Annotated in this window: 13 protein-coding genes; 5 read left to right on the top strand and 8 right to left on the bottom strand. The window is 65.3% G+C overall.

Annotated features, from left to right (window positions below; genetic code table 11):
- The first annotated feature begins 249 nt into the window (after nt 1-249).
- Nucleotides 250-1,245 (top strand): patatin-like phospholipase family protein, encoded by a 996-nt coding sequence (locus FZ938_RS31365; protein WP_149198513.1) that lies wholly within the window; start codon nt 250-252, stop codon nt 1,243-1,245.
- Between the two features lie 95 nt (nt 1,246-1,340).
- A complete protein-coding gene (locus FZ938_RS11055; protein ID WP_149198512.1) occupies nt 1,341-2,921 on the top strand; it encodes a matrixin family metalloprotease in 1,581 nt (526 codons plus the stop codon).
- 24 nt (nt 2,922-2,945) lie between these two features.
- On the opposite strand, the gene FZ938_RS11050 is transcribed toward FZ938_RS11055, so the two are convergent.
- Complete coding sequence (locus FZ938_RS11050) at nt 2,946-3,917, bottom strand: SAM-dependent methyltransferase (RefSeq protein ID WP_211101045.1); 972 nt, start codon at nt 3,915-3,917, stop codon at nt 2,946-2,948.
- Nucleotides 3,918-4,124: 207 nt separating this feature from the next.
- On the opposite strand from FZ938_RS11050, the gene FZ938_RS11045 reads away from it, so the two are divergent.
- Nucleotides 4,125-4,406, top strand: coding sequence for a (2Fe-2S)-binding protein (locus tag FZ938_RS11045; RefSeq protein WP_149198511.1), 282 nt, complete (start codon nt 4,125-4,127; stop codon nt 4,404-4,406).
- Between the two features lie 472 nt (nt 4,407-4,878).
- The gene (locus FZ938_RS11040) at nt 4,879-5,184 is read left to right on the top strand and encodes a hypothetical protein (RefSeq protein ID WP_149198510.1); all 306 of its coding nucleotides are present in this window, start codon (nt 4,879-4,881) and stop codon (nt 5,182-5,184) included.
- A 119-nt stretch (nt 5,185-5,303) separates the two neighbouring features.
- Here the strand turns inward: FZ938_RS11040 and era are convergent, their stop codons facing one another.
- From era to rpoZ, 7 genes are all read right to left on the bottom strand, one after another.
- A complete protein-coding gene (era, locus tag FZ938_RS11035; protein ID WP_149198633.1) occupies nt 5,304-6,209 on the bottom strand; it encodes a GTPase Era in 906 nt (301 codons plus the stop codon).
- A 271-nt stretch (nt 6,210-6,480) separates the two neighbouring features.
- On the bottom strand, nt 6,481-7,266 hold the full coding sequence (rnc, locus tag FZ938_RS11030) for a ribonuclease III (protein WP_149198509.1): 786 nt from the start codon (nt 7,264-7,266) through the stop codon (nt 6,481-6,483).
- Nucleotides 7,267-8,034: a signal peptidase I gene (lepB, locus tag FZ938_RS11025; protein WP_149198508.1), complete on the bottom strand. Its 768-nt coding sequence runs from the start codon at nt 8,032-8,034 to the stop codon at nt 7,267-7,269. It abuts the gene before it with no gap.
- The gene (gene acpS, locus FZ938_RS11020) at nt 8,031-8,531 is read right to left on the bottom strand and encodes a holo-ACP synthase (protein ID WP_246457399.1); all 501 of its coding nucleotides are present in this window, start codon (nt 8,529-8,531) and stop codon (nt 8,031-8,033) included. Before acpS ends, lepB begins: the two co-directional genes overlap by 4 nt.
- Nucleotides 8,528-9,280, bottom strand: coding sequence for a pyridoxine 5'-phosphate synthase (locus FZ938_RS11015; protein ID WP_149198507.1), 753 nt, complete (start codon nt 9,278-9,280; stop codon nt 8,528-8,530). Before FZ938_RS11015 ends, acpS begins: the two co-directional genes overlap by 4 nt.
- A gap of 141 nt (nt 9,281-9,421) precedes the next feature.
- Nucleotides 9,422-11,581, bottom strand: a complete 2,160-nt coding sequence (locus tag FZ938_RS11010; RefSeq protein WP_149198506.1) for a RelA/SpoT family protein — start codon at nt 11,579-11,581, stop codon at nt 9,422-9,424.
- Between the two features lie 142 nt (nt 11,582-11,723).
- Nucleotides 11,724-12,158, bottom strand: a complete 435-nt coding sequence (rpoZ, locus tag FZ938_RS11005) for a DNA-directed RNA polymerase subunit omega (protein WP_085089611.1) — start codon at nt 12,156-12,158, stop codon at nt 11,724-11,726.
- Nucleotides 12,159-12,423: 265 nt separating this feature from the next.
- On the opposite strand from rpoZ, the gene FZ938_RS11000 reads away from it, so the two are divergent.
- Nucleotides 12,424-13,065, top strand: a complete 642-nt coding sequence (locus FZ938_RS11000; protein ID WP_246799002.1) for a LabA-like NYN domain-containing protein — start codon at nt 12,424-12,426, stop codon at nt 13,063-13,065.
- Nucleotides 13,066-13,081 lie beyond the last annotated feature (16 nt).

The following is a 13,081-nucleotide window of genomic DNA, read 5'->3' as shown; positions in this document are numbered from 1 at the left end:
ATCAGCCGGAACGGCGATCATACCTTCGTACTGGCACAGAAATGCCACAGTCGCCGCCCTGAAGCCGATGATCCAAGTCAAAGATCGGATAAATTTTCTCCATTCGCCATTTCAACTGCGGCGATCGCCGGCGCTCCGGCGGCGTGCCACTTCCGGCAGCTTCCGATACCGGGCGGCGATGCCTAGATGATAAGCTCTAGATCAAGCCGCCGGCCGCTAAGCTGGCGGGGGCGCTGACGGGGGAAGCGGATGGCGAAGGGAACCGACTTGAAGATCGGGCTTGCGCTGGGCAGCGGCGCCGCGCGCGGTTGGGCGCATATCGGCGTCCTGCGCGCGCTGGAGGAAATCGGGATCAAGCCCGACATCATCTGCGGCACCTCCATCGGGGCCGCGGTCGGGGCCGCCTATCTGACCGACCAGATGGACGAGTTGCAGTCCTGGGCGCAGAAGATGGGCTGGCTGGGCATGCTGGGCATCATCGACCTCACCTTCCGCCGCGGCGGTCTGGTCGCCGCCGAGAAGGCGTTCGGCCGCTTCGACAACGAACGAAGCAATGTGCTGATCGAGGATCTGCCCCTACCCTTCGCCACCGTCGCCACCGACCTGTCGACCGGGCGCGAGATGTGGCTGCGCGACGGGCCGCTGATGTCGGCGGTGCTGGCGTCGGCCGCGATGCCCGGCCTGTTCCCGGCGGTGCGGCGCGACCATCACCTGCTGGTCGACGGCGCGCTGGTCAATCCGGTGCCGGTCTCGCTGTGCCGGGCCCTTGGTGCCGACGTGGTGGTGGCGGTCAACCTGAACAGCGAGCTGTCGCCGCTGGGCCGGCCGAACGGCCGCGGCAAATCGGATGGAGTCAGAGCGGTGGCGGCCAAGGTGCCGGAACCGGTGGTCGCCGGCGGCGATGCCGGCTCGCCCGCCTTTTCGCACCTGACCAGCCAGATCTCCAACTGGCTCGGCCGCAAGCCCACCCGGCGGACCCGTTTCCTGGCCGATCAGATCGATGATGCCCAGGCCCACAAGCCGATGCCGAACGCCCTGGAGGTGATGGCCGGCTCCATCGACATCATGCAGGACCGCATCACCCGCTCGCGCCTGGCGGGCGAGCCGCCGGATGTGCTGATCGCGCCGCGGCTGGCCCATATCGGCATCCTGGAGTTCGACCGCGCGGCGGAGGCGGTGGAAATCGGCCATGCCGCCGCCTCGATGCTACGTCCATCCATCGAACTGGCACTGCGCCGTGCCTGACCTGTTGCGCTGGGAACCGTGCTCGTATTTCGTATAAGCGGTAGTCCGGAATCCCTCTGGACATCCCAACCGACCGCCGCGGGAACCGAGCGTCCATGAGCCAGTCAGCGCTGACCTCCAGCATTTCCGCCCTGCTCCCCAGCGGGACGCCACATTGGGGCAACAACGGCACCGTGCTGAACGGCAGTTCCGTCGGCGCCGCCGTGACCGTGACCTATGGTTTCCTGACCAGCGCGCGGCAAGTCTCCTCATCCGATTCCGCCGGTTTTGCGGCGATGAACAGCGCCCAGCAGGCTGCCGTCCGGCAGGCGCTGGCGGCATGGAGCGCGGTCGCCAACATCACCTTCACCGAGGTCGCCAATCCCACCACCGCGGATGTGGCCTTCGGCACCAACCGCCAATACGGCCAGTCGGCGGCCTACGCCTATTACCCCTCCACCGCCTCCCAGGGCGGTCAGGTCTTCCTGGCCAACGACAGCTCCACGAACACCAACCCGACGACGGGCAGCTACGGCTACATGACGATCATCCACGAGATCGGCCATGCGCTGGGCCTGAAGCATCCAGGCAACTACAATGCCGGCTCCGACGGGGGGACGGAGGGTCCGTACCTGTCGTCCGCACAGGACAATTATGCCTACAGCATCATGTCCTACAACGACAGCGACGCCCTGCCGTCAGGCACCTATCTGACCGGCCCCAGCCTCTACGACATCGCGGCGATCCAGTATCTCTACGGCGCCAACATGTCGGCCGCCCCCGGCGACACCAGCTATTCGCTGAACACCGGCAGCTTCACCACCCTGTGGGATCCCAACGGCCACAACAGTCTGAACGGCAGCGCCCAGACGGCATCGCTGTCGCTGGACCTGCGCGACGGACAGTTCAGCAGCGCCGGATCCACCACCTTCCTGGCGCTGGCCTACGGCACGAAGATGCAGCAGGCGATCGGCGGCAGCGGCAACGACAGCTTCACCGTCAACAGCCTGGGCAATATGCTGGATGGCGGCGCCGGCACCGATACGGTGGTGTTCAGCGGCAGCCGCGCACAATACAGCGTCCAACAGCTGGACGGCAGCCGCACCATCGTCAACGGCCCTAACGGCACCGACGTCCTGACCAACATCGAATATCTGCGCTTTTCCGACAGCAGCAGCGCCCTGTCGGCCACCGTGTCCGGCAGCTTCGACACCTTGCGCTACATCGCGTCGAATGGCGACCTGATCACCGCGTTCGGCACCGACACGGCGGCGGCGGCGCAGCATCTCGCCAACTCCGGGGTTTACGAAGGCCGCAGCCTGAGCGGATTCGACCCTTATAACTATCTGGCCGGCTATGGCGATCTGATCTCGGCCTTCGGAACCGATGCCACCGCGGCGACCCGTCATTTCATCACGAACGGCTATCGCGAGGGCCGCAACGCCAGCCTGTTCGACACGCTGTCCTACGAAGCCAGCAACCCCGACCTGATCGCCGCCTATGGCAACAACCGCGAGGCCGTGGAACTGCATTACATCCAGTTCGGCCGCTTCGAGGGACGGTCGCTCGGCAGATTCAATGCCGCCGCCTATCTAGCCGCCAACCCGGACGTCAATGCCGCCGTCGGCGGCAGCCTGTCCGGCGCCCGGCAGCACTATGTCAGCTTCGGCTATGCCGAAGGGCGGGCGCTGGCCTGAGGGACGTGGGCAAAGGGACGGCGCTCACTGCGCCGGCCACATCCAGGTCAGTTCATGCTTGTTGTGGTGCAGGTGGATCACCCGGCCACCGGGGATCGCCGCGAAGGCGCGGGCGGTCTCATGGTCGGTCTCCGCCTGGAACTTCAGCGTGCAGATGAAGCGCTTGGCCAGCCCGCTGTCCATCCACTCCTTCACCAGCCGCAACAGCCGCGTCGGGTAGCAGATCACGTCGCAGCACAGCCAATCCACCGGGCCGACCGCCGCCGGCTTCAGCCCGAAGGCGCTTTCCTGGCGGATTTCCACCCGCGGCAGGGCGGCGATGGCGGGGTCGAGCGGCGCCTTGTCGACGCTGACCACCGACGCCCCCAATTCATGCAGCACCCAGGTCCAGCCACCCGGACAGGCGCCGAGGTCGAGGCAGCGGTCGCCCGGCCCCGGCTGCTCCCCGAACAGGGTCAGCGCCTCCCACAGCTTCAGATAGGCGCGGTTGGGCGGAACGGTGCGGTTCTCGACGAAGGTCACCTCGCCGTTGCGGAAGGGGCTGGAGCAGCGTGCCGCGGCGATGATGGTGGACTCGTCGGTCAGCGTCCAGGAGCCCAGCGGCGCCGTCGGCAGGGGCGACGGAAAGACCACCGGCTTGGCCGACACGTGCGGCAGGTTCTCCTGGATCAGGGCGGCGCGGCGATGATGCCGCTGCGACCACAATGCCCAATTGCGCTGGATCCCGCGCAATGCCTTGGCACCGCCCTTGATCGAAGCGAATTCTATGCGCACCGGGTCGTACCAGATGTTCTGTGCCCAGGCGGCCGGCCGAGCCGGTCCGTCGACGAAGACCAGCCGGCCGTCGACCGACGCGACCTTCCCCAGTTCCGCCACCAGATCGTCGAGGAAGCCGTCCGCCGCCAGATAGATCGTCTGGCCGAGCGGGGTCACCACCGCGCCCGGTGAGGGCTGCGGAGCGTTGGGGGAGGCGTTTTTGGGGGTGCTGTCGTCCATGCCCCACGGGCTACCGCCGCCGGCCGCCGAATGCAAGCGCAAGGATGCGGGATCCCCCCTTTCGAACTGACGCGAAGGAGGTTGTGACAAAGCGTCGCGAAAGCTCTTATATGCGATTGGTTCGCAATAGCGGCATTGACAACGATTCTCAGTCTCAGCTATTGCTGGGTTCGGAGTTCTTGCCACACCGACCGTCGCCGAGGGCCAATGTACGTCTGCATCTGCCACGCGCTGAACGACAAGAAGGTCAAGGCCGCGCTCGACCAGGGCGCGACGACCCCTGCCTCGGTGTTCCGCCATCACAATTGCCAGGTCCAATGCGGCAAATGCGTGCCCACCATGCGCAGCATGGCCAGCGAGCATCGCGCCGCCATGGCCCAACAGGCGGCCATCGCCGCGACGCCCGCGACCGCCCCCTGCTGCGGCACGGCGATGCCGGAACCGGCCAATCTCGAAGCCATTCCCGCCTACGCCGTCGCGGCCGAGTGAGCACGCACACGAACGCTCTACCACTTCCGACTTTCCGCCCGATTCCAGGGTTACAACCTCGCCTTTAGGCTGCGACAGATTGCGCGCTGTCTATGATTTTTGGGCGGATTGACCCTGCCTTGCCAATCCGGCACAAAAGCGTCACCAAAACAAAAGAACGTCGTCAAAAAGGCGGCGTATAAAAGCGCCAACGGGCCGGATGAAACCGGCCCAGGAGGAAACGCAATCCAACCAGGAAGACTTCCTCGGCCACCGGGTTTGCCTTGTCCTTTTCAGGCCTGGGCAACCCGGCGGGATTTGGATTCGGACGGATATCCCGCAACTGCTAAATCGCATTGCAAAATCGTTACGGCTTCTCCCAAAGGGGCTGTGACGACTGCGCTTCCGGTGCGTTTGCGCAGTGTCGGCGCGGGGCTAACCTGCCAGCCGGCCGAGAGGTCAAAATCGGTTGAGGATCAAAGGAGGACATCTCATGAGCCGCCGCAACCGGCAAGCCTTCGACACGCTGAGCCGTGAGCTTGTGCTGCGCGCCACCGACCGCATGGAAACCCTGCGATCGATGGTGGAGCGCGCGGACAGCGACCGGCGGGAGACGTGGGAGCGCACGCTCGACCGCCTTCGCGGACTGAACAATCGCGCCACCGCCCGCATCGAGGCCGCTCATATGGCCGATGACGACGCCTGGCCCTTCGCCCGTGCCCAAGCGGATCAGGCGATGATGGATCTGATGCGCGCACTGGACGACTTCGACGGCCATCTGCGCCTTATGGCCGCCTGAGGCTTTAGATCGGATCGCGTAAAATCGGAATCGTTTTGAAGCGTGAATCCGATCGTCAACATAAAGCTTCGGCCCCGGAATTAAAAAGGCCCTCTCCCGCGGGAGAGGGCCTTTGTCGTTCAGGACGCCCCGAAATCCAGCCCCCAGGCCGAATAGCGTTCCGGATCGTCGACCCACCCCTCGCGCACCTTCACGAACAGGATCAGGTGGACGCGGCGCTCCAGCATCGACGTCAACTCGGATCGCGCGGCGGAACCCAACGCCTTGATCCGCTGGCCGCCCTTGCCCAGCACGATGGCCTTCTGGCTTTCGCGCTGCACGAAGATGACCTGCGAGATCTTCACCGATCCGTCGTCGAACTCTTCCCACACCTCGGTCTCGACCGTGGCGGAATAGGGAAGTTCCTGGTGAAGCTGCAGGAACAGCTTCTCTCGGGTGATCTCCGCCGCCAGCAGGCGCATCGGCATGTCGGAGATCTGGTCCTCCGGGAAATGCCAAGGCCCTTCCGGCAACCGGTTCGCCAGAAACTGCTTCAGGTCGGCGACGCCGTCCTCGGTGAAGGCCGACACCATGAAGATGTCGGAGAAGATGCCCTCCTGCTGGAAGGCGTCGGCGATGCCCAGCAGGACGTCGCGCTTGACCAGATCGATCTTGTTCAGGATCAGGATCGCCTCGCGCCCCTGCTCCTTCAGCCGGGCGACGATGCTGCGGGTGTCCTCGTCGATCGAGCGGCGCGACACGTCGTACAGCACGCCGATCACGTCGGCGTCCTCCGCCCCCTGCCAGGCCGCCGCCACCATGGCGCGGTCCAACCGGCGCTTCGGTTTGAAGATGCCGGGGGTGTCGACGAAGATCATCTGGGCGTCGCCCTGGATGGTGATGCCCAGCACGCGGGTGCGGGTGGTCTGCACCTTCGGGCTGACGATCGACACCTTGCTGCCGATCATCGCGTTCAGCAGCGTCGACTTGCCGGCATTGGGCGCGCCGACCAGGGCGATGAAGCCGCAGCTCGGATGCTCCGGCATCGTCGGCAGCGGCGGCAGGACGGAGATGGGCTGCCCGCGCGGGGCATCCTCATCATCCTCGTACTCACCGTCCTCGTATTCGCCATCTTCGTCGTCGAAGTCGCCCTCTTCAGCGCCCTCGTCGGCGTCCTTGGCCCCGATGTCGCCGCCATCCTCATGGTCGAGCGCTTCGTCGTCCGTCACCGACTCCGGCACAATGGACTCAGGGGTCGGCTCCGCAGCTTCGGAACCGGGCGTCTTGTTCTGCATCTTGTCGATGTCGTCGCGACCGTCAGTCATCGACCTGTACTCCCACCTGGCGCAGCAATGCGCTGGCCGCCTTCTTTTCTGCGACGCGCTTCGACGAGCCGGATCCGCTGACCGGTTCCATCCCCGCGACATGCACCGCAACCACGAACAGCGGCTCGTGCGCCGGGCCGCTGCGTTCGATCAGTTCATAGCGGGGCAGCGGCTTACCGCGCCCCTGCGCCCATTCCTGCAGCGTCGTCTTGCTGTCCAGCGGCGGCGGCGTCGCCTTGTCGATCTCGCTGGCGAGCGCCTCGCGGACGAAGCGTGTCACCGGCTCCAGCCCGCCGTCGAGATACATGGCGCCCAGCACCGCCTCGCAGGCATCGCCCAGGATGGTGCGGTTCTCGCGTCCGCCGCTTTGCGCTTCCGCCGGCGACAGGCGCAGGTAGGCCCCCAGCCCGATGGCGTCGGCGACGCGGCCCAGCGATTCCCGGCGAACCAGCGCGGCATGCCGCTTGGCCAGAGCCCCTTCGCGCTCGTTCGGGTAGCGCTCCAGCAGCCATTGCGCGACCACCAGCCCGACGACGCGGTCGCCCAGGAACTCCAGCCGCTCATAGGCGATGCCCGGCCCCTTGTGCGACTTGCGGCCTGCCCGTTCCAGCCCCATCAGGCTCGGGTGGGTGACGGCGTCGCGCAGGAGCGACGGATTGGAGAACTCGTAGCCCAGAGCATGCGCGAGGCCGGCGACATCCGCTGATTGGACGGCACCATCGGCCTCGGGTTCGGAGCCGGCGCCCGCGTCGGCAGGCGCCTTGGTGACGATGGACACTTACCGGACTCCGTTGAACAGGCGGCTGAAGCGCAGATCGACCGGCCAGCGCCAGATCTCGTAGAAGCGCGTGCCCTCGTCGAGCGAGAAGAACAGGAATTCGGCGCGGCCGACCATGTTTTCGATGGGAACGAAGCCAACCTGCGACGGCACGCGGCTGTCCAGCGAATTGTCGCGGTTGTCGCCCATCATGAACAGATGGCCGGCCGGCACCTTGAACACCGGGGTGTTGTCGAGCGGACCGTTGTCCGACTCCTCGATGATGCGGTGGGTGCGGCCGTTCGGCAGCGTCTCGATGAACTGCGCGGTGCGAATGCTGCGGCCCAGCGGATCGGTGGTGACATAGTCCTCGATCCGCTCGCGCTTCACCGGCTGGCCGTTGATGTGCAGAATGCCGCCGATCATCTGGATGGTATCGCCCGGCAGCCCGATCACCCGCTTGATGTAGTCGGTCTTGTTGTCGCGCGGCAGCTTGAACACCGCCACGTCGCCACGTTCGGGCATGGAGCCGAAGATGCGGCCCTCGAACACCGGCAGGCCGAAGCCGACCGTGTATTTGCTGTAGCCATAGCTGTATTTCGACACGAACAGATAGTCGCCGATCAGCAGGGTCGGGATCATCGACCCGGACGGGATGTTGAACGGCTCGAAAGCGAACGTCCGAACACCGAAGGCGATCAGCACGGCGAAGATCACCGTCTTGACGGTTTCGGCGAACCCGGATTCCTTGGTTTTGGCGCTGGTCGCCGTTTCTTTCTGAAAGGTCATTCTGGGTTCGCCGTCTTGGTGGGCATTGCGGACACGCTGGGGGCGGATTCGGTGGGAGTGGACTCGATCGGTTCGGCGCTGATGACGACGAAGGCCTCGGCCATCGGGTATTCGTCGGTCAGCGTCACATGGATGCGGGCGCGCATGCCCGGCGGCGTGATCGCCTCCAGCCGCGCCAGTGCCCCGCCGGTCAGGCGCATGGTCGGCTGGCCGGACGGCAGGTTGACCACCCCCATGTCGCGCCAGAACACCCCGTCGCGGAACCCGGTGCCGAGCGCCTTGGAGCACGCCTCCTTGGCGGCGAAGCGCTTGGCATAGGTCGAGGCGCGGGCGTTGTTCTTCGCGGCGGAGCCGGCGCGGCGTTCGGACTTGGCCTGCTCGATATCGGTGAAGATGCGGTCGATGAAGCGCTTGCCGAAACGCTCCAGCGACTTCTCGACCCGCCGGATATCGATCAGGTCGTTGCCGATGCCGAGGATTGTGCCGGACATCATCATGAGGCCGGCGCCGTCGCGTTCCGCGCCGTGTCCATGGCCTTGCGCATGCGGGCGATTGAGTTGGTCAGCCCGACGAAGATGGCCTCCCCGATCAGGAAATGGCCGATGTTCAGTTCGACGATGGTCTGGATCGCCGCCACCGGGCCGACGGTGTCGTAGCTCAAGCCGTGGCCGGCATGGCATTCCAGACCGATCGCCTCGGCATGGGCGGCGGCGCGGACGATGCGCGCCAGCTCCGCCTCGCGCGCTGCCGGGTCATGGGCATCGCAATAGGCGCCGGTGTGCAGTTCCACCACCGGGGCGCCAAGCCGCTTGGCGGCGTCGAGCTGCGCCGGTTCCGGATCGATGAACAGCGAGACGCGGATGCCGGCGGCGCCGAGGTCCCCGACCCGTTGCACCAACTGGTCGTACTGGCCGATCACGTCCAATCCGCCCTCGGTCGTCACTTCGGTGCGCTTTTCCGGCACGAGGCAGGCGGCGTGCGGCTTGTGGCGCAACGCGATGGACAGCATCTCGTCGGTGGCGGCCATTTCGAAGTTCAGCGGACGGTCGATTGCGGCCATCAGCCGCTCGATGTCGCGATCGACGATGTGGCGCCGGTCCTCGCGCAGATGCGCGGTGATCCCGTCGGCACCGGCCTCGATGGCCAGCCTCGCCGCGCGCACGGGGTCGGGATGCGCCCCGCCGCGTGCGTTGCGGACGGTCGCCACATGGTCGATGTTCACGCCGAGGCGCAGGAAACGGGACATGCACGGACTCCAAAGCGTCGCCGCCCGCCGGAACGGGCGGGGGCGATTCCGTCTATATAGCGGTGCTCCGGCGTTCCGTCACGCCGAACCGACCGATTTACCCGCGGATGACAGGGAATTTACCGTCGAATGATGGAGATCTCAGCGCCCCCGCGCCCGCTCCACCGAATGGATGGCCGGGGTGGCGCGCAGGGCGGCCATGATGTTGGTCAGGTGCTTGGCATCCTTCACGTCGATGTCGATCAGCAGCTCGAAATAGTCGGTGCTGCGGTTCGTGATCTTCTGATGGATGACGTTGCCCTGGTTCTTGCCGATCACCGTGAACAGCGTGCCGAGCGAGCCTTGTTCATTGGCGATGACGACGCTGATGCGGCCGACATGCTCCTCCGGCGAATCCGGGCCGGTCTCCCACGACACGTCGATCCAGCGTTCCGGCGATTCGTGGAAGCTTTCCAGTGTCTCGCAGTCGATGGTGTGGATCGTCACGCCCTTGCCGGTGGTGACGATGCCGACGATGCGGTCGCCGGGCAGCGGGTGGCAGCAGCGGGCATAATGCACGGCCATGCCCGGGATCAGGCCGCGGATCGGCAGTGCCGATTCCTTGCGGTTCTTCGCCTTCGGCTTCGGCGCGCTCTCCTCCGTCTCGCGGAGGGCGGGGGCGGCCTGCGCCTTGTGGCCGGGGAAGACGGCGTGGAAGACCTCGCGCACCGAATGCAGGCCGGAGCCGACGCCGGCCATCAGATCGTCGACCGTCGGCTGCTGGAAGATCTTGGCCGCGTTTTCCAGAGCCTTTTCGGTGAACTCGTAGCCTTCCGACTTGAACTGCCGCATCAGCATGCCGCGGCCCAGTTCCATGTACTGGGCGCGCTGCTGGGTGCGCAGGAACTTGCGGATGCGGGCGCGCGCCTTGCCGGTGACGACGAAGCGTTCCCAGCCCGGGACCGGCGTCTGCGCTTTGGAGGTGACGATGTCGACCTGATCGCCGTTCTGCAACTGGGTGCGCAGCGGCAGCATGCGGCCGTTGATCTTGGCGCCGACGCAATGGTCGCCGACCTGCGAGTGGACGGCATAGGCGAAGTCGACCGGCGTAGCGCCGCGCGGCAGCGCGATCAGGTCGCCCTTCGGGGTGAAGCAGAAGACCTGATCCTGGAACAGCTCCAGCTTGGTGTGTTCCAGGAATTCTTCCGGCTTCTGGGCATGCTCCAGAATGTCCAGCAGCTCGCGCAGCCAGCGGTATTCGCCGCCGGTCGGGCGCGGCTGGTGATCCTGCTTGTAGGCCCAGTGGGCGGCGACGCCCAGCTCGGCGATCTCATGCATGTCCTGGGTGCGGATCTGCACCTCGATCCGGTTGCGGCCGGGACCGATCACGCCGGTGTGCAGGCTGCGGTAGCCGTTGGGCTTGGGCGTGGAGATGTAGTCCTTGAAGCGCCCCGGCACGACCGGATAATGGGCGTGCACGATGCCCAGAGCCTGATAGCATTCCCCGACGGTGCCGACCGTGATGCGGAAGGCCATGATGTCGGACAGCTGTTCGAAAGTGACATTCTTGCGCTGCAGCTTCCGCCAGATCGAATATGCAGACTTCTCGCGGCCGGTCACCGATACGTCGGGCAGCCCTTCGGCCGCCAGCAGTTCGCGCAGCTCGGTGATGATGGTCTGGACGCGGTTCTCGCCCTCGCTGCGCAGGCGGGCCAGCTGGGCCAGGATGCTGTCGCGCGCGTCGGGGTTCAGTTCGGCGAAGGCGAGATCGTCCAGCTCGTCCTTGATCTTGTGCATGCCGATGCGTTCGGCCAAGGGCGAGTAGATTTCGATGGTTTCGCGGGCGATGCGGCGGCGCTTTTCCGGCTTTTTCAGGTGGAACAGCGTGCGCATGTTGTGAAGCCGGTCGGCCAGCTTCACCAGCAGGACACGGATGTCCTCCGACATGGCCAGCACCAGCTTGCGGAAATTCTCCGCCTGCTTGGCCTGCTCGCTGTTCAGTTCCAGCCGTGACAGCTTGGTGACGCCGTCGACCAGCCGGGCGATTTCCTTGCCGAACACCCGCTCGATGTCCTCGAGCGTGGCGACGGTGTCCTCGACCGTATCGTGAAGCAGTGCCGTGGCGATGGTGCCGGCGTCCAGCTTCATCTGGGTCAGGATACCGGCGACCTCCAGCGGATGGAGGAAGTAGGGATCGCCCGACGCGCGCGTCTGCGACCCGTGCGCCTTCATCGAATAGACATAGGCGCGGTTGAGCAGATCCTCGTCGGCCGAGGGATCATACGCCTTGACGCGCTCGACAAGCTCGTATTGCCGGATCATGCGGCCCGACCCGGCGCGCGCGGCGCCTCAATTGTGTGCGTGGTGGTCCTGAACGAACCGAAAGGGAGTCGGATGCTCCCCACCCCATTCTTCGACGAGGGGGCGTCGAGCCCCCTCCGTGTTCTGCGGTCGTTGTCCAGAATCAGAGGTCTCCGTCGGGATCCTCGGTCATGGCGAAACCAGCGCCCGGCTCGGCATCCATGTCCGCGGCGATGTCGTCCTCTTCGCCCAGTTCCTCGCCGTCGCTCTCGCTCATGCCGTCTTCGTCGCCCAGCGAGGTGTTGCCGCGGGCAGCCCAGTCGTTCTCGCCGGCCATCAGCTCGACGATTTCTTCCTCCGGCTCGTCCGGCTCGACATGCTTCTGATGCCCCTTGATCAGGGCGTTCTTCAGATAGTCCAGCGACACCGTCTCGTCCGCGATCTCGCGGAGCGCCACGACCGGGTTCTTGTCGTTGTCGCGGTCGATCGACAGCGGAGCGCCGCTCGCGACCTCGCGGGCGCGCTGGGCGGCCATCATGACCAGCTCGAAACGGTTCGGAACCTTCAGGACGCAATCTTCAACGGTAACGCGGGCCATGCCAGACGAACTCCGGAGTCAAAGGAGGCTCTAGACTATATGGATGTGGCCCGATAGGTGCAAGCGCGAACGACAGCGTTGCTGCATTGCGTCAGGGTAACGTCCCGGAAGTGTCCTTATACATCATCGCGGTGTTCCTGCACAGTCGGCGGCCGCTGCCCCCTTGTATGTTTGCGCCCAATACACTAGATTTCAAAATTGGAACGCGGGTCTTTCCGCGTAATCCATCCATTTTTTCACAAACAGCAATGAAAGGATCCTGGCATTGGACCGCAATTCGACTTTGCCGCGTGATGTCAGCAAGTTGTTTTACAAGGAAGAGCGTCTCGCTCTGTTCATAGATGGCGCCAACCTCTACGCCGCGGCGCGTTCGTTGGGCTTCGACATTGATTACAAAAGGTTGCGTGACGGGTTCGCCGGAGAAGGCCGGCTGGTCCGTGCCTTCTACTACACTGCGCTGGTCGAGGATCAGGAATACTCCCCGATTCGGCCGCTGGTCGACTGGCTCGACTACAACGGCTACACCATGGTCACCAAGCCGACCAAGGAATTCACCGACGCGTCGGGGCGGCGCAAGATCAAGGGCAACATGGACATCGAGTTGGCCATCGACGTGATGGAGATGGCCGACCATGTCGATCACATCCTGCTCTTCTCCGGCGACGGCGACTTCCGCCGGCTGGTTGAGGCGGTACAACGCAAGGGCGTGCGCTTCAGCGTCGTCAGCACGGTCCGCTCGCAGCCGCCGATGGTCGCCGACGAACTGCGCCGTCAGGCCGACAACTTCATCGAACTCCAGGAACTGGCGCCCTTCATCGCCCGCACTCACCATCACCGGGAGCAGGGGCCGTCCCACCATGACCAACAGGGTGGACCGACGATGTACGATCCCGACGATCGGGGCTGATCGCACCGGAGGACCG

The sequence above is a fragment of the Azospirillum oryzae genome (assembly GCF_008364795.1).
In the GTDB taxonomy this organism is placed as follows: Bacteria; Pseudomonadota; Alphaproteobacteria; order Azospirillales; family Azospirillaceae; genus Azospirillum; species Azospirillum oryzae.
This window is presented reverse-complemented; position numbering and strand designations above follow the sequence as displayed.